The sequence below is a fragment of the candidate division WOR-3 bacterium genome (assembly GCA_029858255.1).
Taxonomy (GTDB): Bacteria; Hydrothermota; Tepidihabitantia; order SM23-42; family SM23-42; genus SM23-42.
This window is the reverse complement of sequence record JAOUFJ010000007.1, coordinates 64,857-89,577: the sequence shown is the minus strand read 5'-3', so window position 1 is coordinate 89,577 and position 24,721 is coordinate 64,857. Positions and strand designations below refer to the sequence as shown.

Annotated in this window: 17 protein-coding genes; 12 read left to right on the top strand and 5 right to left on the bottom strand. The window is 48.7% G+C overall.

Features of this window, described 5'->3' with window-relative positions; genetic code table 11:
* Both OEV79_05250 and OEV79_05245 read right to left on the bottom strand, forming a co-directional pair.
* A partial coding sequence (locus tag OEV79_05250; protein MDH4210836.1) for a hypothetical protein occupies positions 1-244 on the bottom strand: 244 nt, incomplete at its 3' end.
* Between the two features lie 30 nt (positions 245-274).
* Positions 275-1,198, bottom strand: a complete 924-nt coding sequence (locus tag OEV79_05245) for a D-alanine--D-alanine ligase (GenBank protein ID MDH4210835.1) — start codon at positions 1,196-1,198, stop codon at positions 275-277.
* Between the two features lie 435 nt (positions 1,199-1,633).
* Here OEV79_05245 and OEV79_05240 point away from each other — a divergent pair, with 435 nt between their 5' ends.
* The 4 genes from OEV79_05240 (at position 1,634) to mutS (ending at position 6,300) form a co-directional block, all read left to right on the top strand.
* On the top strand, positions 1,634-1,930 hold the full coding sequence (locus OEV79_05240; GenBank protein ID MDH4210834.1) for a lipopolysaccharide assembly protein LapA domain-containing protein: 297 nt from the start codon (positions 1,634-1,636) through the stop codon (positions 1,928-1,930).
* Positions 1,927-3,057: a tetratricopeptide repeat protein gene (locus OEV79_05235; protein MDH4210833.1), complete on the top strand. Its 1,131-nt coding sequence runs from the start codon at positions 1,927-1,929 to the stop codon at positions 3,055-3,057. The genes OEV79_05240 and OEV79_05235 overlap by 4 nt, the downstream gene beginning before the upstream one ends.
* Positions 3,021-3,776: an SPOR domain-containing protein gene (locus OEV79_05230; protein ID MDH4210832.1), complete on the top strand. Its 756-nt coding sequence runs from the start codon at positions 3,021-3,023 to the stop codon at positions 3,774-3,776. Before OEV79_05235 ends, OEV79_05230 begins: the two co-directional genes overlap by 37 nt.
* 73 nt (positions 3,777-3,849) lie before the next feature.
* Complete coding sequence (gene mutS, locus OEV79_05225; GenBank protein MDH4210831.1) at positions 3,850-6,300, top strand: DNA mismatch repair protein MutS; 2,451 nt, start codon at positions 3,850-3,852, stop codon at positions 6,298-6,300.
* 172 nt (positions 6,301-6,472) lie between these two features.
* Here mutS and OEV79_05220 read toward each other — a convergent pair whose 3' ends face one another.
* Positions 6,473-7,777 carry a nucleotide sugar dehydrogenase gene (locus OEV79_05220; GenBank protein MDH4210830.1) on the bottom strand — a complete coding sequence of 435 codons (1,305 nt, stop codon included), beginning with the start codon at positions 7,775-7,777 and terminating at the stop codon, positions 6,473-6,475.
* 110 nt (positions 7,778-7,887) lie between these two features.
* Here OEV79_05220 and OEV79_05215 point away from each other — a divergent pair, with 110 nt between their 5' ends.
* The 4 genes from OEV79_05215 to OEV79_05200 are packed head-to-tail and all read left to right on the top strand — an operon-like array spanning position 7,888 to position 14,278.
* On the top strand, positions 7,888-9,909 hold the full coding sequence (locus tag OEV79_05215; protein ID MDH4210829.1) for a HEAT repeat domain-containing protein: 2,022 nt from the start codon (positions 7,888-7,890) through the stop codon (positions 9,907-9,909).
* A gap of 24 nt (positions 9,910-9,933) precedes the next feature.
* Positions 9,934-11,442 (top strand): glutamine-hydrolyzing GMP synthase, encoded by a 1,509-nt coding sequence (guaA, locus tag OEV79_05210; protein MDH4210828.1) that lies wholly within the window; start codon positions 9,934-9,936, stop codon positions 11,440-11,442.
* Entirely contained in the window at positions 11,433-13,388 is a 1,956-nt protein-coding gene (locus tag OEV79_05205) for a diguanylate cyclase (protein ID MDH4210827.1), read from the top strand. Before guaA ends, OEV79_05205 begins: the two co-directional genes overlap by 10 nt.
* Positions 13,385-14,278: a patatin-like phospholipase family protein gene (locus tag OEV79_05200; protein ID MDH4210826.1), complete on the top strand. Its 894-nt coding sequence runs from the start codon at positions 13,385-13,387 to the stop codon at positions 14,276-14,278. Before OEV79_05205 ends, OEV79_05200 begins: the two co-directional genes overlap by 4 nt.
* Positions 14,279-14,344: 66 nt before the next feature.
* Here the strand turns inward: OEV79_05200 and OEV79_05195 are convergent, their stop codons facing one another.
* Positions 14,345-15,049: a UDP-2,3-diacylglucosamine diphosphatase gene (locus tag OEV79_05195; GenBank protein ID MDH4210825.1), complete on the bottom strand. Its 705-nt coding sequence runs from the start codon at positions 15,047-15,049 to the stop codon at positions 14,345-14,347.
* Between the two features lie 74 nt (positions 15,050-15,123).
* Here OEV79_05195 and OEV79_05190 point away from each other — a divergent pair, with 74 nt between their 5' ends.
* The gene (locus tag OEV79_05190; GenBank protein MDH4210824.1) at positions 15,124-17,934 is read left to right on the top strand and encodes a hypothetical protein; all 2,811 of its coding nucleotides are present in this window, start codon (positions 15,124-15,126) and stop codon (positions 17,932-17,934) included.
* A 32-nt stretch (positions 17,935-17,966) separates the two neighbouring features.
* The gene (locus OEV79_05185; GenBank protein MDH4210823.1) at positions 17,967-19,184 is read left to right on the top strand and encodes an ABC transporter substrate-binding protein; all 1,218 of its coding nucleotides are present in this window, start codon (positions 17,967-17,969) and stop codon (positions 19,182-19,184) included.
* Positions 19,185-19,186: 2 nt separating this feature from the next.
* Here OEV79_05185 and OEV79_05180 read toward each other — a convergent pair whose 3' ends face one another.
* The gene (locus tag OEV79_05180; GenBank protein MDH4210822.1) at positions 19,187-21,940 is read right to left on the bottom strand and encodes a T9SS type A sorting domain-containing protein; all 2,754 of its coding nucleotides are present in this window, start codon (positions 21,938-21,940) and stop codon (positions 19,187-19,189) included.
* A gap of 80 nt (positions 21,941-22,020) precedes the next feature.
* Between OEV79_05180 and OEV79_05175 the strand changes: the two genes are divergently transcribed.
* Entirely contained in the window at positions 22,021-23,736 is a 1,716-nt protein-coding gene (locus OEV79_05175) for a hypothetical protein (protein ID MDH4210821.1), read from the top strand.
* A gap of 7 nt (positions 23,737-23,743) precedes the next feature.
* A complete protein-coding gene (locus OEV79_05170; GenBank protein MDH4210820.1) occupies positions 23,744-24,619 on the top strand; it encodes a HEAT repeat domain-containing protein in 876 nt (291 codons plus the stop codon).
* The last annotated feature ends 102 nt before the right edge of the window (positions 24,620-24,721 follow it).

Sequence of the window (24,721 nt, the reverse complement as noted above, 5' to 3'; positions counted from 1 at the left end):
TGGAGAATCCATGCGGTAGCTTTCCTTTCTCTCTAACAAAAATCATGAGCTCGAGGTCCGAATAGCCGGTATCTTCATTCCGGGCAAATGAACCGTCTGCCGCGATCGCAACCAGATTATCGCCCAGTTCTCGACGTAGTGTTGGAATGACGAATTTTTTCAGTACCCGGGACCGCTGGGCGTGAGTGTGCTTCCTCAGACCGGTAAAATCACGGTGTTTACTTTTACGTTTTGAGTTTTTCAAGAGTCGACTGCGGCAAGTGAAATTATGACATCAAAGCCTGGTTAAAGAAGTCTTCAGGATTTCATATATCAATTCATCGTAACCGAGGCCCATTGCCCTTGCCTCGAGCGGCAGGTTCGATTCGGACAACAATCCGGGGATCGTATTCACCTCAAGAACGTAAGGATTATGATTCCTGTCCAAAACGAAATCCACGCGGGAGAAGCCGTGAGCACCGATCGCCCGGTGCGCAGCGAGGGCGTATTTTTGGGTCTCCTTGTATCTTTTCTCCGGGATACGTGCCGGGACGACGTACTCGGTCATGCCCTTTGTGTACTTTGCTTTGTAGTCATAGAATTTTCTCTTCCGGGGTGCGATTTCAAGGATCGGGAGGGGTACATCGCTGAGTATGCCACAAGTCGCCATCATCCCGGGGATGTATTTCTCGAGAAAGTAACTTCCATACCTGCGCGCCTTCCTGATTGCCTTTTCCATTTCCGTCGTTGTCTCTACGATCGTCACGCCGACACTGGAACCTTCGGCCCTGGGTTTGACCACGATCGGAAAGTCAAGTTTGGCAATGGCTTCGTCGATGTTCATCTGTTCATTATAATAGTAGGCAGGTGTGGGAATATCGACTGCTTCAAACAGACGCTTGGAGGTTATCTTGTCCATGCCGACCGCTGATCCGATCACTCCTGATCCGGTATAGGGGAGGCCAAGAAAGTCGAGTACGCCCTGGATCGTACCATCCTCTCCGGGGTGTCCGTGTAAAGCGATAAAAGCAACATCAATGCCTTTGAGTTTTTTTATGAAATCACGCTGGACGTCTATAGCCTTTACCTTGAATCCCTGTTTCCTTAGAGCCTCGATCACACAGGTGCCGGAACCGAGTGATATTTCGCGTTCTGAAGACCATCCACCATATAACACTCCGATCACCATTTTCTGTAATTTCGTGCGTTCTTTATCCATATAAGATGATAACCACATTGGTCCAAAGGTCAAGCGCCGAGTCAGGTAGACCTGTCGGTGCGGTTCTCGATTCGCTACGCTCACTCGAACAGTAACCTATTGATACTCAATAAGTCCGTAAATACTATAATGTCCGATTTGATGCTATTTTGCGAGAATCCTTTCAGGGGCAAGCACAGAGTGCAAAGCATTAATGGCCAAAATAGTGCGTACTTATACGAAAACTGGTAGGACGGCAAACAGCGGTTCAGGGGAAGCCAGTCCCATATTGATACTGATTGGAAATTTGATATTCGTGCTTTGATATTGTTTAGAATTTCGTGCTTTGTGCTTAGGGTTTGCAGCGCTGGGCAAACCACAGTTAAGCCCCGACGCTGCACAGAATTACTGTGTTGACAAATATATATATATGAATATTATTAAAAAGGAGGTTTGATGAGATTTTTGGGATTAGTCTTTGTGATAATTGTAATTGGCTTCATGATTGGCTTCATGGTCCTCAATTCCCAGACAAGAGTTGATTTAGATATATTTGGCCAGAGGATATCCGATATCTCATTGGCCATGGTTTGTTTTTATGCATTCTTGGCAGGTATGGTTTTTGTGCTTGTTTTCGCACTTGCTGATGAAATTGTGCTGCGTACTGGTCTCTACAGGATGGGCCGGGAGAACAAGAATTTGAAAAAAGAACTCGACGCTCTGCGCAATCTTCCTCTCGAGGAGGAAAAATGACCGTATTGATCATACTCGTTGTCGCTTTGATCGCCATGACATTGTACCTGTATTTTCACCGGCAACGCGAGAAGAAGACAGCCTACCATCCTTATTTGGATGCACTCATCGCACTCCTCGATAATAATGAGGAACTGGCCATGAAGCGGCTCAAAGATGCGGTCAGTGTTGATTCTGATCTTTTTGATGCTTATGTTCGCTTAGGTGATCTACACCGAAAGCGGGGTGATCCGGTGCGCGCGATGCAGATCCATCAATCGCTCACCGCGAGGCCGACCCTGAAAAAACACGAAGAGAAGAAATTGTACTATGCGCTGGCCCAGGATGCTCTTGCTGCCAAGAGGCCGAACCGTGCGATCTCATTCTTGAAGGAAATATTGAAGATCGACAACAAGGACAACAACGCCTACGGTTTGATTCTCCGGATTTATGAAGATATGGGCAGCTACGGTGATTGCATAGGTGTCTATGAAGAGGGTAAATTCGCTCCGAAGAACGATTACCGGCGTGCGTTTTATTATGCGATGTTGGCGCGCGATAAGCTGGAAAAATTAGGTGAGGAAGATCAGGAAAAGGAGAAGGAGGTCTCCAATCTCCTTCGTAAGGCCTTGAGGATCGCGCCCGACTCGATAACCGCTACTTTCTACATGGGAAATTTCTTTGAGCGAAAGGGAGATGCCGGGAAGGCGCGCGAAAGCTATCTTAAAATCATCAATGAGCATCCCGAATATGCATTCTTGGTTATTCCGCATTTCGAGAGAACCAGTTTTGAACTGGGTTCGTTCAATGATATAATACCAATATACGAAAGGACCGTGGCCAAATATCCCGGGAATTTTTCTGTAGGGTTCGCGCTGGCTAATCTTTATGAGAAAAAAAATGATATGGATGCAGCACAGGGTCTTTACATAAAGCTGGCTGAACAATTTCCGCGCAGCATCTTGCCGAAGATCCGTATGTCGAAATTGAAAACGGATGATGATGCGATACTTTCTGCTTTAAGCGAGATGGAAGAGCTGGTTTATGCCGCGGAATATACGTGCAACAATTGCGGAAATATGAGAAGAGATTTTTCTTTCCTTTGTGAAAAATGTCACGCCATAGAATCATTCTCGCCAGTATTATAATACCTTTTCTATTGTCCGGCCAGGATATGGATGAGGCAATCCGTTTGTTCAACTCTTTTCAATTTAGCCGTGCCAAGGAAATATTCTACGAGTTGAAAAAGGACGAAAACCATCCTCGCATCGGTGAAGTTTATTACTATCTTGGCCGTCTGTCGGTCAATCCTGATTCTGCGGCGCAGTACTATTACAGCGTCATCAACGAATACGCGCAGTCTCGTTATGCGGACATTGCCTATCTGGAGATCGCCAAGATAAATATTGCGCGCAAGAACTTTGCAACTGCCATTGCGAACCTGGATGAACTCCTGAAACGTTATCCAGAAACTGAATACCGGGACGAGATAATGTTCTGGCAGGGCGTGTCATATATAAGTGTCGGTAATACCGAACGAGGTGAGTCGTTGCTCGCGTCGCTGCAGAGCAATTTTCCAAAATCGGTGTGGAGCGAGCGGGCGGCTAATATAACGCAAAAGAAAGAATCAATTCAGGAATACTACACGGTGCAGCTGGGTTCTTACCGCAATAAGGAGAATGCAGAGAGTTATGCCGCCTCGCTACGCGAGAAAGGCATCGATGTTAAAATCGTCGAGGCGCTGGTCAAAGGTCATATATACTATCGTGTATGGTCTGGTCAGTTTGCGAGCCTGGAGAAGGCGAAGGAACACCTTTCGAAACTTGATTCGCTGGGATTGAAGGGTAATGTAGTACGGGGTCCGTGAAATAGCTGGACAGAGCAATGGCTTACGGCGTCGAGTGTAACCAGCCGTTCGGGACCGCAGCAAACCTGACTTGATGCATCTTACCCCACTTCTCGAGCAATACCAAAAGATCAAAAACAAGTACAAAGATGTTTTGTTGCTCTTTCGCGTTGGCGATTTCTACGAATTCTATTATGAAGACGCAAAACTGGCAAGTTCCTACCTTGGTATTACCCTTACCTCGAAGACGATAAGCAAGGGTGTTCGGGTGCCGCTTGCCGGTGTGCCGATAAAAGCGGCTGACGGCTACATCGCAAAGCTGGTCAGGCACGGCCTCAAGGTGGCGATTTGCGAACAACTCGAACCCGCGACGAAAGGGAAGAAACTTGTCGCGCGTGATGTCATTGAAGTCATTACGCCCGGTACCATATTAAGACCTTCATTGCTCGATGCTACAAAAACGGTTACGCTGGCGGCATGTCTTCCGGATGACAATCGTACCGGTGTAGCATTTTGCGATCTGACGAGCGGCGAATTTTCATGTGGTGAAGTGGTGTCCGAGCAGTTGCCCGAGATATTGCTGAGGCGGGAAGTAAAGGAAGTGGTCATCCCCGAAGGTGTGGAACTCGGGATCGAGCAGACCCTTACGGAACTGGATGGATTTCACTTTGTCTACGAAATAGCTCGTAAGACACTTCTCGATCATTTTCACGTTGTTGCCCTGGATGGTTTTGGCATTGAGGAAAAGCAACTCGGCATTGCCGCGGCCGGTGCTCTCCTTTACTACATGACAGAGAGCCAGAAAGTTCCTTTGACTCACATCGATCGCATATCTTTGTTCGAGACGCATCAATCGCTTTATCTTGATTCAACGACCAGGCGCAATTTGGAGATCCTGGAAAATATTCACGGCGAACACTCGAGGACGCTCTTGGGAGTGCTGGACAATTGCATGACATCATTTGGCAAGAGAAGATTGCGTCGTGAGTTGAACGAGCCGCTCGTCGACCGGGAAGGTATCGAACAAAGGCTCGATAGCGTTGAGGAGTTGAGAACGAGAGAGTTCCTACGGGAAGAATTGAGGAATGTCCTGAAAACAATACAGGATGTCGAGAGAATTACGGCACGGCTTGCTTGTCAGAGAATAATGCCCAGGGAAATGGTCGCTCTGAAAGAGTCGCTCTCCGTTTATCCCAAAGTTAAGGAATTGATTGAAGGTTGTGAGAGCCAGAAGATCACGGAGATATACGATGCGATTGGCGATTTTCACGATATTGTCAGAACCGTGGATGAAGCGCTCGTCCCGAGCCCGCCTGCGACGCTCGAGGAGGGCGGAATAATAAAGGAAGGGTACTCTAAGGATCTCGATGAGCTGCGGGCGGTCGCGCGGGGTGGTAAGGAATGGCTTCTGGAGTTCGAGGAAGGCGAACGCAAGCGCACCGGCATATCATCTCTCAAGGTATCTTATAACTCGGTTTTCGGATACTTCGTCGAGGTGACTAAGCCGAACCTGCATCTGGTGCCGTGCGAGTATATCAGAAAGCAGACGCTAGCGAATGTCGAGCGTTACTACACCGTTGAGCTGAAGGCATTTGAAGAAAAAATACTCGGCGCAGAGGAAAAGACGAAAGCCATGGAGCATGAACTCTATACCGGGATCCGAGAGCATGTGGCAAAGCAGAGCAATGAGATTCTCCAAACTACGAGGGCGATTGCCTTCCTCGATGTACTACAATGTTTTGCCCACAACGCGGCGATCAACAATTATTCTCGCCCGGTCGTCACTGACGACCGGAAAACCGTGATAACAGACGGGCGTCATCCTGTCGTGGAGAAGATTCTGGAACGAGGTTCCTTCATACCGAACGATACATACCTGGACCGTGAACGTAATCAAATAATTATTATCACGGGTCCGAATATGGCCGGGAAGTCGACTTATCTAAGGCAGGTTGCGTTGATCACGATTATGGCCCAGCTGGGAAGTTTCGTGCCGGCGAAAGAAGCATCGATCGGTTTGGTCGACAAGATATTCACCCGGATAGGAGCAAGCGATGACATATCACGTGGTGTTAGTACTTTTCTCGCGGAAATGATGGAGACGGCGAACATATTGAATAATATATCGGACCGGAGTTTGGTGCTTCTGGATGAAGTCGGACGGGGGACATCCACTTACGACGGGCTAGCGCTTGCCTGGTCTGTTGTCGAATACTTGCATACCAGTAAAAAACCAAGGACACTTTTTGCCACGCACTTTCATGAACTTACTCGGATCGAGGATTTCCTTAAGGGTGTGAAGAATTTCAACTTCCTGGTGAAAGAGTGGGGTGATGAGGTGATATTTCTACGCAAGCTGAGCACCGGTCCCAGCGACCAATCCTATGGAATACAGGTTGCCCGGCTGGCCGGGTTGCCCGATTCTGTGATCAAACGTGCGAAAGAAGTGCTGCGGGATTTCGAGGAGGGTGAGGTGTTCAGCATGCGGAAGATGAAGAAAACAAAACTGTCCCAGCAGGATCTGTTCGTTGACCGGTCCTCTTGACACGCAGAGGCTGTCTGTTATAATAAACGAGTAACTGGAATTCGTTGTCGAATTATTAGATTCATTTCCCCTCCCGGTCGCGACCTGCGGGTCGCGGCCGGAATGCTTTTATCCGGACAAATATGGATTAGACCAGCCGGCCAGGTTGTCTGGGCCTTGACGAAGAATGCGGTTAGTGGATTCCTACACCCAATTTGTAGGTTCGGGGCCCGTCGGGTACTACATTGCGCGTGTCGACGATCAGACGGGCGTTTTTCACAATGAAATCATAGTTATACCACGAATGGTCTGTGAGGATCAGGACGGCGTCGTATTTCTTGATCTCGCGGAGATTAAGCTTGACCGACCTGATTTTTCTCTTACCGAGCATCAACTCGTTTATGTGAGGATCATGATATCTCACCAGCCCTACTCTGGACTCGATTATTTCAAAAACCTTAAGCGCGGGTGAATGTCTGAGGTCCGAGATATCTTTCTTAAATGCCATTCCCAGGAGCAGAACTTTCGCTTTGTTCGGACATACGCCGGACCGACTGAGCGCGTCGATTGTCTTGTTGACCACGAAATAGGGCATTTCTTCGTTTATGCGCGCGGATAACTCGATGAAGACCGTGTGAAAATCGTATTCCCGTGCTTTCCAGGAAAGATAGTAGGGATCTATAGGTATGCAGTGGCCTCCTACACCCGGGCCTGGATAGAATGGCATAAACCCGAATGGTTTTGTTTGAGCGGCACCGATGACTTCCCATATGTTGATGCCACCCATGCGTTCGCAGAGTTGCGCGAACTCATTGACCAATGCGATGTTGACATTGCGAAAGGTGTTTTCCAGGATCTTCGTCATCTCGGCCGACCGTGGTGATGAAACCGGATACACGTTGTCAACGAACTGCTTGTAGAAGAAAGTGGCGATTCTCGTGCACTTACCGGTCACGCCGCCGATGATTACCGGCGTATTCACGATGCCATACCTTTTATTGCCGGGGTCAATTCTCTCCGGACAAAAGGCAAGGTAAAAATCATGGCCAACGCTAAATCCGGAACGAGCCAGAATGGGCAGGAGGACTTTTTCGGTGGTCTCAGGATACGTCGTACTCTTGAGTATTATCAACTGATCACGGCGTAGTATATCCTTTATCCATTCGGTGCTTTTTATGACCGATGCCAAATCCGGCTCTTTGTTTTCGTTGATCGGTGTTGGAACACAGATCATAATTATGTCACAGCGCTTGAGCTGCCGCTGGTCTGTTGTCGCCCTGATGTATTTCTGATGCACGAATTTTCTCAAAGTAGAAGATTCAACGTCGCTAATAAAGGAAACACCGCGGTTGATTTTCTTCACGCGGTCTTTGTCGATGTCGATACCGATTATTTTGAAGCCTTTTGCAGCGATCTCGATCGCGATCGGGAGGCCTACATATCCCAGGCCAACTATTCCAACAGTAGCTTTCTTGTTTTTAATAAGATCCTTAAGCATCCTGACTCCCTTCAAATGAAATCTCAAATAACAGACGTATTATACTCGGAAAGAGTACTTTTTCAAGGGTTTTATTATTGACAAACGCAAGAAATGCTATATGATTAAGTATGGATCAGAGGCTCATACAGGAGCTGATGACGGAGGTTGCAAATGGTCTAGATGCAGCTCGATCCTACCCTCTTGAACATCCGGAAGTGAAAAACGCCGTATCGAAAGCGGTATCCATACTTGAGAGAATATTCTCTACGAGCGGTGAATTTTCTGTACTCTTCTCCGGCAGAGCATTCATCGTGAAGGACACTCGCTTGGGAACTGATGAAGACCAGAGATTGGTCTCCCTGCTTGAGGCACTGAACGAGAAGGGTGTGACGGGCATGAAATTCACCCCCGACGTTGGCAGCAATGATATCGTGAACCTGTATTCGCTGCTGACCGGTTCTCACTCGCAGGTCAAGAAGGACAATGATTTCTCGGAAGCACTGGCTTCCAGAGGTGTGCGGAACATATCCTTAATAGTTAACGAAACATCCTCGAATGAAAATACCAAGGGAAGGAGCAATACCCACGAGGAGATCATAAAAGCGATACGTGGCTTGGTCAAGATCGCCCGCGAACGTGCTGCGATTTCAGAAGCCAGGGTGCCCTTTACTGAGATCATGAATCGTATAGAGCACGTATCAAGCGCGGACTGGCATCCATACCGGGAGGCTATGGCGAGTGTTGTGGATCTCTTGCCGGTTGAGAAGAGGGTTGCGCTTCTTCAGGATATCGAAATCAGGCCTTTTGCGCGCTCGCTTCTTTCGAGGATGGGAAGTGATACATTGGTTGAGCTCATGACGAATTGGGAACGACAAGGAAAAAAAGAGCACATTGTGCGAGTCATCGGTGTCGTTGACAGCGAACACCTGCGGGAGATTGTTCCTCAATTGAGGAACAGGCAGTTGAATGTGTACAAGTATTTGATCCTTGCCGGCATTGACATACTTACAGAAGATGCCGTTTCTTCAACCCTTGAAGAGCATGATATAGAAGCAGCACTTCAACTTTACGATGAAATGATCGAAGCACAGAATGTTGAGCTGCACACGGGCGTCCTTTGTTCGATGATCGTTTGTGCTGATCGTCTTTTTCGAGAGAAGAAGTACGGCATGGGACGTGAAGTAATCATGCGTATCTCATCCGCCATTGAACAGGAACCTTCCGATACTGTGATTGGAGAAATTCTGGCAGACCTGGAACTATTATACACTGTGCTGTTTGAACACGGACAAATAGATTCATGCGAAATATTGATCGAACCTTTTGGAAAAATCCTCGGACGGGCGACAATGTCCATGGCGACCCGAAGGCGGATAATACAATATCTGAGCAATACGCGCAATCCATCCGTGCTGCACATACTCTTTTCGCTGTTATGGGAGAGCGGTTTGTATCCCGATGTCCGGGCTGCAATCATCGGTTTCGGTGGAGAAGCCGTCAGCGAGGCGATTCAACTGCTGCGTGACGCCGAGGATTTCTCGGTACGCATGAAGTTAGTCGATGTGCTCAAGAATGTCGGTAATGAGAGCATAGATATCTTGACTGAAAATCTCGGCGCCCGCGAGTGGTATCTTCGCCGCAATATCGTGCGGATTTTCGGTGAAATAGGCGACTCAAGCGTGATTCCTAAACTTGAAGAAATGCTCAAGGATGAAGATCATCGGGTTCGTATTGAAGTTGTCCGTACCTACGGTAAATTCAACTACAAGGAGGGTCTGCTAAAAGCGCTCAACGATAATTCTCTTCAGGTGAGAGGTGAGGCATTGCGCTCTCTACGGCGTATGCTTGACGCCGAAGAAGTCATTGGTCTGCTGTCTGAACTCGGTGCTTCGGGGGATGAGGTGTATGTTGAGTTGCTGAAGATCGTGGATGAGAAGAGAATCTTCGAAGCCGTGCACTGGATAGGCGAAATGCTGAAGCGCATTGAATGGAGGAAAGACCCGCCCGCAATTGAAATCAAGCGTCTTGGTATAAACACGCTTGCTAAACTCGGAGGGGATGATGCAAAGATGATCCTCTTGGATCTGAGCAGCGGCGAGGACAGGAAGCTATCTGATCTTGCTTCCAGTTTTCTAAAGAGAATAAGCTAATGTGCACTTGTAGAGAATGAACGGATGATCGCGGTTATCGATTTCGGGTCGCAATATACGCAGCTGATCGCTCGACGGATAAGAGAGTGCAGGGTCTATTCTGAGATCATTAGTTGCCACGCTGACCTGTCGCCGCTGGCGGACATGGGTGTTGATGGAATAGTTCTTTCTGGAGGTCCGGGCAGCGTGTATGATGTCGACACGAAAAAATACCGCAAATTATTCGGGCTTGGTATTCCGGTATTGGGAATTTGTTACGGGATGCAGCTCGCTGCGCAGTTGTTTGGCGGCAGGGTCAAGAAATGCAGAACGCGTGAGTATGGACTTGCTTTTCTCAGGCACAGCGGGAATCCTTTATTCAAAAGGGTCCCTCGCAGGGTCAGGGTCTGGATGAGCCACGGTGACGTTGTGATTGAGGCACCTCCAGATGCTAAAGTGATTGCGCACACCGAGACCACACCGATCGCTGCGTTCCAATCAGGAAATTTCTATGGCCTTCAGTTCCATCCTGAAGTACGCCACACGCAGCATGGCAGGCAGATTATCAAAAATTTCATTTCCGAGATATGTCATGCGGCCAGGACTTGGTCGATGCACCGATTTGTCGAAGACGAGATTGTCCGTATAAGAAAGATAGTGGGACGTGATAGAGCGATATGCGGGATAAGTGGTGGTATTGATTCGACGGTTGCCGGTACCATAGCGGCGCGCGCGCTGGGCAGGAACTTGATTGGGGTGTTCGTTGACAATGGTGTTCTGAGGATGGATGAGAGAGAAGAGGTTGAAGCCAACCTGGGTTCTATCATGAACCTGCGGGTCATTGATGCGCGTGAGAGGTTTTTGAATAAACTGGCCGGGGTGAAGGATGCGGAAAGAAAAAGGAAGATCATCGGGCATGAGTTCATTAAGATTTTTGAGGCGGAAGCGAGGAAGGTACAGAATGTCAAATTCCTTGTTCAGGGCACACTCTACCCCGACGTCATTGAATCCGGCCGCGGGATCGGACCGGCGGACGTCATAAAGAGTCACCATAACGTTGGCGGTCTGCCCAAAAAAATGAAACTGAAAATAATCGAACCGCTCAGGATGCTTTTCAAGGACGAAGTGCGTTCCATTGCCAGGCATCTTAAGCTTGCTCCATCTTTCATCGAGCGAAAACCCTTTCCTGGTCCGGGCCTCGCGGTACGTATTGTTGGCGTTGTGAATCCGTCGCGTCTCTCGATGCTTCGGCAGGCGGATCGGATACTTCAAGAAGAGGCTCGTAGTTTAAGGACTTACCGGGACATATGGCAAATTTTCGCCGTGCTGTTACCGCTCGGCAGCGTTGGCGTCATGGGTGATAAGAGAACTTATGATTCGGTGTGTGCAATAAGAGCAGTGTATAGTGATGATGGGATGACGGCCGATTGGGTACGGTTACCCCATGGTTTTCTGGATCGTGTCTCCAGGCGAATCGTCAACGAGGTAAAGGGGATAAACCGGGTTGTCTTTGATATTACATCCAAGCCGCCCGCGACAATAGAATGGGAATGATACTAATATATATCGCTGCAATTATTTATGGCGTGGTCAGCGGCCTGGGTGTTTTGAATCGAGGCTTGGGTGCACCGTATAGTTACCTGTTCCTGTTCGCCATTGCTGCTTACTACATATCATATGTCTCACTACGTAAGATCAATTTTCTGCACACCATCTGTGCCGGGGTGGCGGCGAACCTGGTGGTGCAGTTGTCGGGTGGTGTTCATTCGCCCCTGTTGCTTGTCTACTTCCTGACCTTTCTCATCGTCGGATTCAGGGACAGCGCGCGCAATTACTGGATCATCTCTCTTGGCATAATCGGTATCGAGATTTCTTCGGGTCTCATTACCGGCTCGATGCTCATATTACCGATTGTTTTTCTCGTCTTTGCCGTATTCATGGTTGGATTTGTTATTGATAGCATGCAAGGTCATCAAGGCCGCATGGCGCGGCTGCTCTCAAGGTATGAGACAAGAGAGAAGTTTTTTTCTCCGGCCGCATACGATTCGGACAGAGTCCGTACCGCGGTCGGGGAGATCGATCGCCACAAGGGGATAGAGCGCCCGTTACTCTATTTCGTTAGATTCTTGCACCACGTTTTCGATGCGCAAACGACGGTGATCTTTGCCAAAAACGAAAACGGCTTGGTACTGGTCCAGGGGTTCTCACATTCAGAGTTGTTCTTTCCTGAGGCGGTCATCGAGACAAAATCTGGTCTTTACCGCCAGGTCATAAGCGAACGCAAATCGATCCTGATCAAAGAATACTTGCAGATTCCTGATGAACTCGGTTACTATCGGGGAACGGTGCAGATCGGCTCGGTCATGATCGCGCCGATCGTGTTGATCGAAAACGTGGTCGGGGTCATTGCTATCGACCGCAAGACAGGATCATTCAGCGAGAAGGAGAAGGCGGTCTTCGATGAAGCCGCTAATACTGCAGGGTTCCTCCTTGCAATGTTGCGGCTCTACGAGAAAGCGCGTTACGATGTCCAGCACCTTTCCTCGATCGCCGAGCTCGCCGAAAAGCTCCACAAGAGACTGGATCTCAAAGAGATTCTGTCTAACACGATTGAAGCTTTTAAACATTTCATGCCCTGTGATGACGTGTCAATCGCGAGTATCGATGAGGTCAACAATGTTGGCGAAGTGCTTGTTTCCACTTATCTGCAGGAGGAGACCAAGTTTCCATTGAATGATGGCCTTGTGGGTTTCGTTGCGCGTCATCGGAATTCAATCATCAAGGATGATCTCAGCAAGGGTAACCTTGTCGTTTTCAAAAAGGATGCCAAAACGCCAAACGCATCTTTTGTAGGCGTTCCGATTCAGCAGGATGACGAGTTGCTCGGCGTGATCTGGTTGGAAGACCATCAGCGCAGAAAGTTCAATGAAGACGACGTCCGCATACTCAATATCCTGTCCTTTCAGCTGTCCTTAGCCTGGCAGCGGGCGATTCTGTATGGTAAAGTTAAGGAGTTATCGATTCGCGACGGACTGACCGACTTGTACAATCATCGCCATTTCCAGGAAATTCTCGAGGCGCAGATAAATGAAGTCGATGAGTTGGTACTGATACTTCTTGACATCGATCATTTCAAGAAAATCAACGACACTTATGGTCACCAGGCTGGTGATAATGTCCTGAAATTCCTCGCAAGATTAATATCTCAAATCGGCATTGCGGCGCGATACGGGGGAGAGGAATTTGCCATAATCGTTCCCAAGTGTTCGTTGAAAAAGGCCATGGATAAAGCAGTTCGCATGAAGGATCAGCTGCTCAAATCCGAAGTCCACTTCAATGGGGCAAAGATAAAATTTACGGTGAGCATCGGAATCGCTCACTTTCCAAACGACGCAGGCAGCAGGGTGGAACTGATCGAAAAAGCGGACCGGGCTCTGTATCTTGCCAAAGAACAGGGTCGCGACCGTATCATCATCGCCCAGACGATGCAGACCAGATGAGCTTCGGTATAGCCCTGGGTGGCGGTGGAGCAAAGGGCCTGGCTCATGTTGGAGTATTGGAGGTCCTTGAAGAGCATGGAATAAGACCAGCATACGTAGCCGGAACCTCGATCGGCTCAGTAGTTGGCGCTCTGTATTGCCTGCAGGGTACGGCCCGGGGATTGAGGCAGAGAGCCAGCTCGATGATCGCATCGGAAGAATTCAAGAACCTGGAACTCGATAAGTTCTACACCAGCGAGAAGAATATTTTCGAGCGCTTCAGGCATGAACTTTTTGAGAAGTTTTATCTTGGTTCATTGCTGTTCAAGAGATCACACTCAAAGTATGATGCGACCAGGAAAATATTTCGAGACATGTTCGGCGGAAGCAGTTTCGATGATTGCTCGATTCGTTTCGCATGCAATGCGCTCGATATCCAGAGCGGTGAAGAGGTCGTCTTCAGGAATGGACCGCTTGCAGAAGCAGTTTGGGCAAGCTGTGCCATACCCGGAATCTTCCCGCCTTTTGTCCAGGCACAACGGTTGCTCGTCGATGGCGGGGTCATCGACAACATTCCTGTCGAGCCGCTGCGCAGCATGGGTGCTGGAAGCGTGCTTGCCGTATACTTGAGCCAGCGCCCGAAATTTCAGGGCGAGCCTAGCACCGGATTCCAGATTAACCAGCGTTCGTACTCATTCATGAAATACCACCTTGACCGGCGTGTTCTTGCCAGAGCAGATCTGGTGGTTATGCCAGACGTCCATGATTTTCACTGGGCTGATTTCAATTCGATCGATCAACTGGTCGAGCGTGGCCGGAAAGCAGCACTGGAGAATATCGATGCTATAAGATCCATCAGAGGATTCCGCTACCGGGTTACCAAGATATTTAAGAAATACTTCTCTCGGTGATGCTCTACGGCGAGTGGGACCTGCTGTATTACCTTGCCTGCGATCAGCGAACCATCAGGTTCGTACTCAAAGAGTCGGTTGTCCGTAATATCTCAGTGAAACATTACCGTTTTCGATCGTGGCGTACGAAAAGTGCTTAACCCAGTCCCCGGTATTTATGTAATATTTGTTGCGCGCCATCTTCCTGAAAACGGGATTGTGTGAATGGGCCAGCATTACTATGTCGACATCATGCAGCATGCGTGATGCATAATTCTCCAGCATGCTGTCGAGCCTCCTGCTCGGACTTTGTATTCGAGAGAACCTGGCAATACACTGGGCGAGTGAAATACCGAGATCCGGATGGACTAGACGGAATAGCATGTGATTCAGCTTTGAGGTAAGCAAGCTTTCCCATATTGACGTCCACAGACGCTTGTCGATGGTGTTTCCGTGGGCGAGCAGCACCCGCCGGCCGTCGATGTCGAAAACGGTTGACCCTCGGTGTACGATGAATCCGAAATTCTTCAGGAAATTTCCTATTGCTATTTCATGATTGCCCAGTATATAGTGAATGTTCTTGCCTTCGTTCAGTATGCTGTAAAGGACAGCGAGGAGTCTGAAATAGTCTTTTGGAAAGACCAGATAGTACTCGAACCAGATCTCGAATAGATCACCCAGAATATACAAATCTGTAAGATTTGGCCGGATTTCCTGCAGGAACTTCACTAGCATTCGGCAGCGCTCGCTGCTGTCGGTACGAATGTGGGCGTCGCTTACGAAAACATGCATCGTCTCATTATACAAATTGCAGGTAGTGAGTCAACGACCGTTGACACGTATGGGGGCTTGAGTATAATTATGCTATGAATAGCATGATGATATTTGGATTAATGATTTTTACGCAGTACTTTGGTCAGAACAAGATCCAGTACAAAGACTTCGATTTCCGCGTCCTCGAAACAGAACATTTCAATATTTATTTCTACCAGGGATGTGATGAACTGGCAGCTTTCGCCGAAATTGTCCTCGAGGATGGCTATGCGATGCTCAGTGAGGAATTGGGCATGGAGATCGATTTCACGATACCAGCGATAATATACAATTCACCGAACGATTTTTCACAGACGAACATTTTGCTCGAACTTATCGAGGAGGCTACCGGCGGGTTCTCGGAGATATTGAAGAACCGGATGGTCGTTCCTTTTACTGGAGATTACGAGGATTTCCGACACGTTTTGGTACATGAATTGACCCATATTTTCCAGTTCGCAATATTTTTTCCGTCACGTCTGGAAGCGATTTTCAGTGGTGATATACTCTACTCAGTGCCTTTATGGGTTTTTGAAGGACACTGTGAATTCATGTCGCAGGGTTGGGATGTTGATGCCGATATATTCATTAGAGACCTTGTGGTCAACAACAAACTCATCCCGATCTATTCGCTTGGTGGCTATGGAGGTTGGATAGTATATAAGGAAGGCCAGGCTTTCTATAAATATGTAGCTGAGAAATATGGTCGTGAAAAAGTTGGCGAGTTTCTTCACCTCATGAAGATGAAACGAAATCTGGAACCGGCATTCCTGGCTGCTTTCGGCGTCACGCCCGACGAATTCAACAAGCGCTGGCTCAGGTACTACCAGATGCAGTATTGGCCAGAAGTGGATGAAATGGATTATTTTGATAACTTTGGCCGGATAATTTACGACCATAAGAAGATGAATTCGATCTACAATGTATCGACGGCCATATCGCCGAACGGTGACAAGATCGCCTTTATCAGCGATCAAGGTGGTACGGCGCAGATCCTCGTTGTGTCGAGCATCGACGGTAGGCTTATCGGAAAATTGGTGAAGTCGGCATATTCCGCGGGCTACGAGGGATTGCATCTTTATCATGGCGGTCTGTCGTGGTCGCGGGATGGCGAGTACGTTACTTTCGCTGCAAAATCCCGGGGGGATGATGTACTATATATTGTGAATGCTTCAAACGGGAAAGTATACAAACGTCTGAAATTCGACCTTACCGGCATCTATGCACCAAAATTCAGCCCGGACGGTAAAAAGATCGTTTTTGCTGGCCTGAAGGATTCGTATTCTGATATCTATGTATGTGATGTCGAGACAGGCATTATTGAGAATGTCACGAATGATATATATTCGGAGAGCGATCCGGACATCCTCTCTGACGATATGATTACTTTCATTTCTGACCGCCCCGATTCGAATGAGGATTATTACTACGGCCAGCATGGTCTATTTGTATACGAACACGGAGAAATAACAAGAGTTTCGCCGCGCTCCAAGTACCTTGCATCTACAACATTCGCACCTGACGGCAGCATCTATTTTGTGGCTGATTACGACTCTGCCTACAACCTCTATTATTATTCAAAAGAAGAGGGGAGAGTCAGCAAGAAGACCGATGTCTTCAGCGGCATCTACTACCCTTCTATTTCAGCAGATGGCAGCAAAGTCGCATTTTCTTACTACAATGACTACGGCTACGACGTATGTATTGTGAAAGATCCCTTGACCAAGATGCTCGACTACAAAGGCGTTGACAGTACTGAAATCGCACAGGGTGATTACTATGCACCCGAACCGCTCGATGAAGACGATATAAAGAAATACAAACCCAAATTTACATTTGATTATTTCTCGGCGAGCGCTGAATACTATTCGGTGCTCGGTTTTTCCGGCGTGGGGCAGATCGGGGTGAGTGACATACTGGGGAACCATCATTTCCAGTTCGCCTCCAACTTCTACGGCAGCATTCTGAGTTCAGACATATTCGTAAATTACTGGTACTTGAAAAAGCGAGCCGATTACGGCGTATCGGTTTTTCAATATCTTGACTATTTCTCTGATCGATATGACCTTCTGGTCTGGCGCCGTCTTGGATTGGGCGGTGCCGTTCAATACCCGCTTGACCGGTTTTTCAGAGTTGAATTGGGTTTGTATGCTTACAAGCTTTACGAAACACGATGGCTGGACTATTTCCCGTTCTACAGTTCCAGTTGGTCCCAGACAGCGGATTACAATTTTTTCTATCCGGAGATCGCATTGGTTTTTGATAACATTAAATACGGGCAGCTCGGTCCTCATGATGGAAGGCGTTTCAGGATAGGTGGTTATGCTACGGTATTCAGCAACAAAGACCTGAAGAGTGCGGTCCTCGACTATCGAAGATATTTCGGTCTATCGCCCCGTGCGAGCTTTGCATCACGCCTGGTGCTCGCCGGCAGTTTCGGCGAGGACCTCGATTATTGGTCTATTGGTGGTCCATATTCTTTGCGTGGTTATGATTATTGGGCGTTTACCGGAAGTAAGATAGGTTTTCTGAATCTCGAGTTTCGTTTTCCTTTCATCGACCGGCTGAACATTGCCTTTCCAATACCGCTCGAGATAAGAAATATCCGCGCGGACCTTTTCGCTGATTTCGGCGCCGTGCACACGGATTCCTTCAAATTCTACGAAACCGACGGGGGCTTCCGTCTCAAGGACCTCAAACTCGGCATTGGAGCGGGGTTGAGATTCACTTTCATGTATATCATATTCAGGGTGGATTTCGCGCGAGCCCATAACCTGAAGGGCTGGTACGAATACTATAACAGCGATACGGACTCCCAGCGTTCAGAGTGGAAGTTCTATTTGACGCTCAGCCCGGATTGGTGATCATCGATTAATCCTTTTCCCCTTACAAAGGCATGAGCAGGGTGCGTTTTGCTTTTACTCTTTGCTTGCTGCTCACTATGTGCTGCAAGCGAGAGCAGAAGGTAGTGGTCGACTTCTGGCACGTAATGGGGGGGCCGCTCGGCCGGCGTCTGAGCGAAATGATCAGCGATTTCAATAGTCTCCATCCCGAAGGAGAGGTACGCGGGGTGCACATGGGTTCGTATGATGTCCTTGCGCAGAAACTAATGGGAGCCATTGCGTCGAGCAATCCGCCGGTAATCGCTCAGATGTACGAATCGTGGACCGATCAATTTTTTCAAGCTGGCGAACTGGTGCCGCTTGCCGAATTCGTTCGAGTGGAGAAGGATTTCAATTTGCAGGACTTCTTCCCGGTGTTCATTGAAGATAATACATACGATACGACTCTCGTAACCCTGCCTTTTAACAAAAGCGTTCCTGTATTCTATTACAATGCTGATCTGTTCGACAAATATGGTATTGATTCATTTCCCGTGGACTGGACCGATTTCAGGCGGGTCTGCTTGCGCATTAGGGAAAGCGGTGTCTGGCCAACATCCTGGCCGCTCGACGTGTGGTACTTTTCGACCATGCTGTATCAACAAGGAGGCATACTTTTCGATGAAACGGAAGGTCAGCCGGGGTTCAATTCGCCCGAAGGCAACGGAGTAATCGAGTACCTTGTGGCACTCGTAAGGGACAGTCTTTTTTATCTCAATCCTGGTTTTCAGCGACAGGATGAATTCCTCTCTGGTAACGTTGCGATGATTCCTGCATCCATTGTTTCCTGGGCATTCATGAAAGGTAAGGTTCCGTTCGAGATCGGCGTCGCGCCTTTTCCCCAGGGCAGGGTTCGATCCATCGTGATCGCCGGCACGAATATTGGCATGTTCAGGAAGGCCAGTAAAGCCGAGAAAGAATTGGCATGGGAGTTCATAAAATGGTTCCTGGAACCACAAAATCAGATGCGCTGGACTGAAGCTAGTTACTATTTACCGACAAGGCGTAGTACCACCAAGACAGAAGCTTATCAAAAATTCGTTGCCGAAAACCCGGCCTACGAGAAGATCGTCGGTCAGCTCGATTTTGCCCGGACCGAGCCAAAAAGCAAGGAATGGTTTGCCGGGCGTATATATCTCAACGACGCAATTGAGGAAGCGATGAGGCTTGAACGCAAGCCCGATGAGGCGCTTGACGACGCCGCCGAACGTCTGCGTCTCGAGTTGAAGTAAGATTATTCTGCGAGCAGGATGACCTTACGCGTCATAACCGCTTTCTCAAAAATGGCTTTAAGGAAATAGACGCCCGAACATATTTCCCGGCCTTTGTCATCATTTCCATTCCATATTATTTCATGTTCGCCCGCATCAAAATTCCCGTCGGCAATGTTTGCGACGAGCCTGCCCGCAATATCATACATCTTCAGTGATAGTGAACCGTTGTACGGCATTGAGAAACTTATCCTCAGATCTCTCACGAAGGGATTTGGGCTTGGTGCGGGAAGCATGAATTGATTGACCGATTTGTTTTCCCATGATTCGATACCAACTTCGCTTACCGTCATGACTCTCATCATGAAGTCGTACGTCGTCCAGGCATGCCAGCCTGGATCGCCGGGATCGGTCCAGTACCAATATGAAAGATTGTCCAGCGGTTGTGTATTATCCATGCCTATGCCAGGTTGAGTTGGCGAATTTGATAACCAGTGAATAACCATCCAGAAAGGGTCGCTATTGGTCAGCTGTATCGGCGGTTCAAATTCTTTCACCGCCCAACCCGCGCCGGCCGAACTGATAGTGTCGGGCAGAGCCAGGTAGTAGGACGAGGCCAGTCCGGGCAGGCCGAGTGAATCCTTATTCAACGATACGGCTATCATCGAATCGTTGCTGCAGTAGAACCGAACCCGTGTAATGTAGTATGGTGGAGAAAGACACGGGATCATTTTTTCGGCGAATTTGTTGTCGGCGAAAGTTGATGCTACTATGCCGTAGATGTCAAGAAATCCGTCATCATAAATTATTTCGGTTGTTGTGTGGGAATTAGTCGTCATTGTATCGTTGGACGGCACATAATCGTCCGGCACTTCGGTGAAGAAATACACATCGTATAGTCCGGTATCGTTAGGACTCCAGCTTGGAGCGATACTTACGACCTGGGATTCGAACGGATTGAGATAACATTGCCCGTTTCCGGTGTAGATAAGCGTACCCAGGTCATCGTATATTTCGCAGTTGACCGGTATCTGCTCGGCATAGCTGCCGTGGTTCGCAACGGTAACGCGGGGTGCATTCGTGTAGTTTAGCGTGATCTCGGAAAAAGGATAAGAAATGCCCAATACAGAGCCGTCATGATAACAGATACTGCTCTGCACGAGTGTGTCGTTCTGCGGAAATTCATCACCTGACAGCGTGGTGAAAACGCTTGTCAGATATCGACCGTATGCCGGTACGTTCCAGTTCGGCGAGAAACTGACTGTGGTGCTTGAACCGGACGCCAGTCCACTCACCGTGGTCGTATCACCGTAGAGAGGCTGCGCAAGCGAGTCATGGATGTAGCATACTACGCTGAAGCTGGCAGCTTGCGCCCCGTAATTGCGGGCAACCGCCTGAGGGGTGATGTTCTGCCCCACCTGCAGGAAAGCGGCTGGTGCGTTGATCCGTTCGATACCGACATCATTGGTCAGGGGGTCGAGCATGCGTATCGCGTAGACCTCGCCACCGTTTCCGAATTGGCGGGCGTGAACGGCTTTCCCACCGGCCGTTATGAACGAGCCATCTTTTGAGATGCCGACTGAAAAAATCGATCCTGGTTCGTCGATGTCATCTAAGAGCTGGAATATGGGCGTTGATGAATTACGGTCAAAGACGGTCAGCACATCACCGAAGGTTGCGTTGTATTGGCCCCAAGAACCAGCAACGGCTCGTGAACCATCTTCACTCAGAGCACAGGATGGTACGTAATCGCCATACTGTGTATATTGCCAGAGTGGTGTTGCTGACGAGGAATCGAAGAGCAAGACCTTGCCGGAATTGCTCGGGCTGTACTGGTACGTTCCGGCCATGATCGTAGACCCGTCATCTGATATCGCGACTGAAGTGACCCACGGGTGTCCAGTCGGATACTGCCACACTTGATCGTAATTTGAGCCGTTCCATCGGTAAAGGTAGACGCGTGTGTAGAAATCTCCTTTAACTAGATACTTGCCATCGGCCGAGATCTTCGCCGGGGTCTGGCCATATTGTGTAATTGAATCACGACGCGAACCGTCCTCATTGAATACATATATCGCGTTATATGTGGAAACGCAGAACACCGAACCGTCATTTGCCATGTCAACGCCGTAGATACCCAGGGTCGGATTGAAGCTGATCGTGCGGATAGTATCCCCGGAAGCATTAAAAAGGAAGAGGCGGCCTTGCCCGGCCTGCCCGGCGAGCGCGGCGTAGACCGACCCATCATCGGTTACACTTATCGTCGGCCCCTGGGCGCTCGAAGAATAGTTGAATCCCATGGGCAGGCTGTAAACCCAATTCGGCGCGGCGCTCGCGGATGAGAAACTGTAGCATGCTTCACCCGCGGCGAGGGCTCCGATGCCTGCACCGTCCATCGAAACATCGATTGAGATGAACCAATCGGCTTCAGGCATCGGGAAAGACCATATCGGTGTGTTTGTGCCAAGAGTCCGGTATAAATTCGTCCTTTCGTTGTTCAGGTACCAACCTGCCTGTATCCACATGCCATTTCCGGCGATCGCCGTATGCTGGGCGATCGCATTTTGATGGTTGCGGTCCACCCATATTACTTCGGCGCGTTGGTTTCCGTAGAAATCGGTGGTGACCTTCAGCGGATCGGTATCACCTGATGGGTCAGTGACAAACCTCGTTCCCTCAGCATTGGTTTCGATTTCTATGCCTGGCATATCGGCTGGTCGTGTGTTGCCTGCAACCAGGATATTTACTGCAATCAAAAAACATAGCAAGTATTTCATTGTTTCCTCCCTAAAATATTATAGTCACCATACCAGTCGAGTCAATCTTGATTTTAGAGACCCGCGAAGTATAATCTAAAGTGATTTTATTGTTCTTCCTGATCAGCCAGTCATTCTCAGCCCACCTCGATTCGAGTCTTGCGTTTATCGGTCTCTCCAGAGGGGACCTCACCTTTCGTAGCGATTATGTCAAGCGTGATGACTATCGTTTTGAAATAGTTGATGCATTGCTTGAAAATCCACTTGGGTCGGTCCCTTTCGCATACATGTTACATGATGATTTTCACAAGAACCCCCTTGTTGAAGCTTTCGCGTCGCTGGCCGATCTTTATACATTCGAATTGACCAAGCCAAAATATGATTTTCTCGCGGCGCTGGACCGCAGTAATTGTTTACTTTCACGCGCTTTTCCGGCCGACTCACTCGAGATACTCGGCGTGCTGGAAGACCTCGTTGTTTTTTCTCCGGAACCGACCGGCTCGATCGCCGAGGAAAAGGCTTATGAAAAAACATACGATTCGCTCACGAATTACCTGGGTCAGCGTGCCCGTCACATCGATTACGAGAGGGTTATCCTTGCCGGTTACACAATTCTGTCAGCACTCGAAGGATACACCGTGACTGGTCTGAATTTACCCTTATCGAAAATCCAGTTGGACGGTGTTTCGGGCGATATTTTGTACTACGGAGTTTATGATTTTGGCGAGCTTGTTGTAGGTGATTCGGGTAAAAACGTCTACCAGCGTGATTTCGCGGTTATCATCGACGTCGGAGGGAATGATACATACCATCTGTCCGAACAGCAAAGCTACGTGTGCGTGATCGTCGATGAAACTGGGGATGATTCTTACCTGGGCGGCGAGTATGATATTGCGTGCGGTAGATTCGGCGTTTCTGTGATTCTTGACCGGAATGGTGATGACCTCTATAGTGCTCGTAATTTCGCGATCGGCGCCGGTGCATTCGGCGTAGGTGTTCTGATCGACGAGTCAGGTGACGATCGTTATCATGGTGATACATTCACCCAGGGCGCGGGCTGTTTTGGAATTGGCATCCTGAGGGATTTGTCTGGCAACGATTATTATGAAGGCGCTTTGTATGCTCAGGGCTTTGGCGCGACGTACGGTATCGGTATTCTTGAAGACGATGATGGTAATGATCGATATCTTATCAGACAGGTGTATCTTGATGAAATAAGATATCTTGACCACTATCTCTCAATGTCACAGGGTTTTGCCATTGGTTTCCGCCCAGACTTACCGGCCGGCATCGGCTTCCTGTTTGAGGGTGGTGGTAATGACTATTATATAGGTGACATCTTTGGCCAGGGCGCCGCTTACTGGTATGGCATAGGTGCGATAGTGGAAAAGGGCGGCAATGACAACTATGTGGGATACCAGTATGTTCAGGGTAGCGGTACGCACATCGCCCTTGGTTTGTTGATCGATGATGGAGGCGATGATAACTATATTGCCAAAGGTGTAGCACAGGGTTGTGGCCACGACCTTGCGCTCGGGCTTCTGTATGACTGCTCGGGCGATGACACTTACGCAGCATTTGACCTCAGCCAGGGTGCGGGCAATGCCAACGGTATCGGTTTGCTGATCGATGAAAACGGCGATGACAACTATGCAGTGAAGCGGCTGCACAACACACAAGGTTACGGAGATTTTCGGAGGGAGTATGGCAGCATCGGTGTGCTTGTGGATATTAAAGGTGATGATGCTTACACATCAGGCGGCGACGCAGAATTCTGGGAAAAAGGTACGTACGGGATAGGTGTCGATTGGGAGTAAATAAATCATGATTGTAATGTTCATTGTAAGTCTGGTGTGCGTTTTGGATTTTGACATACTGTACGACCAGGCTACGACCGGATTGGTCAACTACCAGGCGTTAAAGGACTCGGCGGTTGCGACATTTGTTGCACTGGGTCGAGATTCTTCAACAGGCGATACAGTGGTTAGTTTTCTTGTTTCAAAATTCGATACAAAGTCTGCGGCAGGGCGGCATACGCTGAAGAATATTCTCACCGAGATTGGAGAAGTTGCGATAGAGGAGATTGTCCTTCATCTTGATAACCGCGGGAGCGACGCAGAAGCACGCGCTCTCAAACAATGCCTCTGGGTTTTGGGTGAAATCGGCGGAGAGCAGATAGTGGCGCCTGTTGCGCGCTTCATCAATGATACTGAGTGGTCGGTTCGCTCGGGAGCATTCACGGCGCTCGGTAAGTCAGTTTCACGCACGGCATTGCCCTACGTCTGTGAGGGTTTGAATGACACCGTTGCGCCGGTAAGGAAATCGGCTTATTGTGCCCTCGCTGAGATCGCCACGGAGCGCGAAGTGGCAGACCTGGTTGAGGGTTTAGATGACCCTTTTTATGGGGTTCGCTACGCCGCCCTTTCCGGTCTCCGCAGAGTCGGTTGCGGGTTGTCTTGTCTTGGACATCTTCGGGCGGATGACCTGAAAGACTATTTTTCGCTGTCATTAATAACCGCTAGTGATACGATCCCTGGATTCGATGATTTGATCTGGTCGTCACCACCGTCAATTCGCAAGGCTATATATGGAAGATTATCGAAAGAAGAGATGTTGGTCGTACTAAAAAGGGAAGATCATCCCCTTCTCATCAAGTATCTCCAAAAGAGGATTGCCGAAACAGATAGTACAGAGCAGTAAATTACGGTCATGGTTACCGCGGTTTTGCGCGTAGAAACGCGTCACGGCAGCTTTTGTGGTGTGTAGCACGTATATTCTTCACAATATTGACAAGGAATCAAA

What these genes read in the sequence shown, in the direction of transcription:
- OEV79_05245 (MDH4210835.1), bottom strand. Translation starts at nt 1,198, where the DNA reads ATGGATAAAGAACGCACGAAATTACAGAAAATGGTGATCGGAGTGTTA.
- OEV79_05240 (MDH4210834.1), top strand. Translation starts at nt 1,634, where the DNA reads ATGAGATTTTTGGGATTAGTCTTTGTGATAATTGTAATTGGCTTCATG.
- OEV79_05235 (MDH4210833.1), top strand. Translation starts at nt 1,927, where the DNA reads ATGACCGTATTGATCATACTCGTTGTCGCTTTGATCGCCATGACATTG.
- OEV79_05230 (MDH4210832.1), top strand. Translation starts at nt 3,021, where the DNA reads ATGTCACGCCATAGAATCATTCTCGCCAGTATTATAATACCTTTTCTA.
- mutS (MDH4210831.1), top strand. Translation starts at nt 3,850, where the DNA reads ATGCATCTTACCCCACTTCTCGAGCAATACCAAAAGATCAAAAACAAG.
- OEV79_05220 (MDH4210830.1), bottom strand. Translation starts at nt 7,777, where the DNA reads ATGCTTAAGGATCTTATTAAAAACAAGAAAGCTACTGTTGGAATAGTT.
- OEV79_05215 (MDH4210829.1), top strand. Translation starts at nt 7,888, where the DNA reads ATGGATCAGAGGCTCATACAGGAGCTGATGACGGAGGTTGCAAATGGT.
- guaA (MDH4210828.1), top strand. Translation starts at nt 9,934, where the DNA reads ATGATCGCGGTTATCGATTTCGGGTCGCAATATACGCAGCTGATCGCT.
- OEV79_05205 (MDH4210827.1), top strand. Translation starts at nt 11,433, where the DNA reads ATGGGAATGATACTAATATATATCGCTGCAATTATTTATGGCGTGGTC.
- OEV79_05200 (MDH4210826.1), top strand. Translation starts at nt 13,385, where the DNA reads ATGAGCTTCGGTATAGCCCTGGGTGGCGGTGGAGCAAAGGGCCTGGCT.
- OEV79_05195 (MDH4210825.1), bottom strand. Translation starts at nt 15,049, where the DNA reads ATGCATGTTTTCGTAAGCGACGCCCACATTCGTACCGACAGCAGCGAG.
- OEV79_05190 (MDH4210824.1), top strand. Translation starts at nt 15,124, where the DNA reads ATGAATAGCATGATGATATTTGGATTAATGATTTTTACGCAGTACTTT.
- OEV79_05185 (MDH4210823.1), top strand. Translation starts at nt 17,967, where the DNA reads ATGAGCAGGGTGCGTTTTGCTTTTACTCTTTGCTTGCTGCTCACTATG.
- OEV79_05180 (MDH4210822.1), bottom strand. Translation starts at nt 21,940, where the DNA reads ATGAAATACTTGCTATGTTTTTTGATTGCAGTAAATATCCTGGTTGCA.
- OEV79_05170 (MDH4210820.1), top strand. Translation starts at nt 23,744, where the DNA reads ATGATTGTAATGTTCATTGTAAGTCTGGTGTGCGTTTTGGATTTTGAC.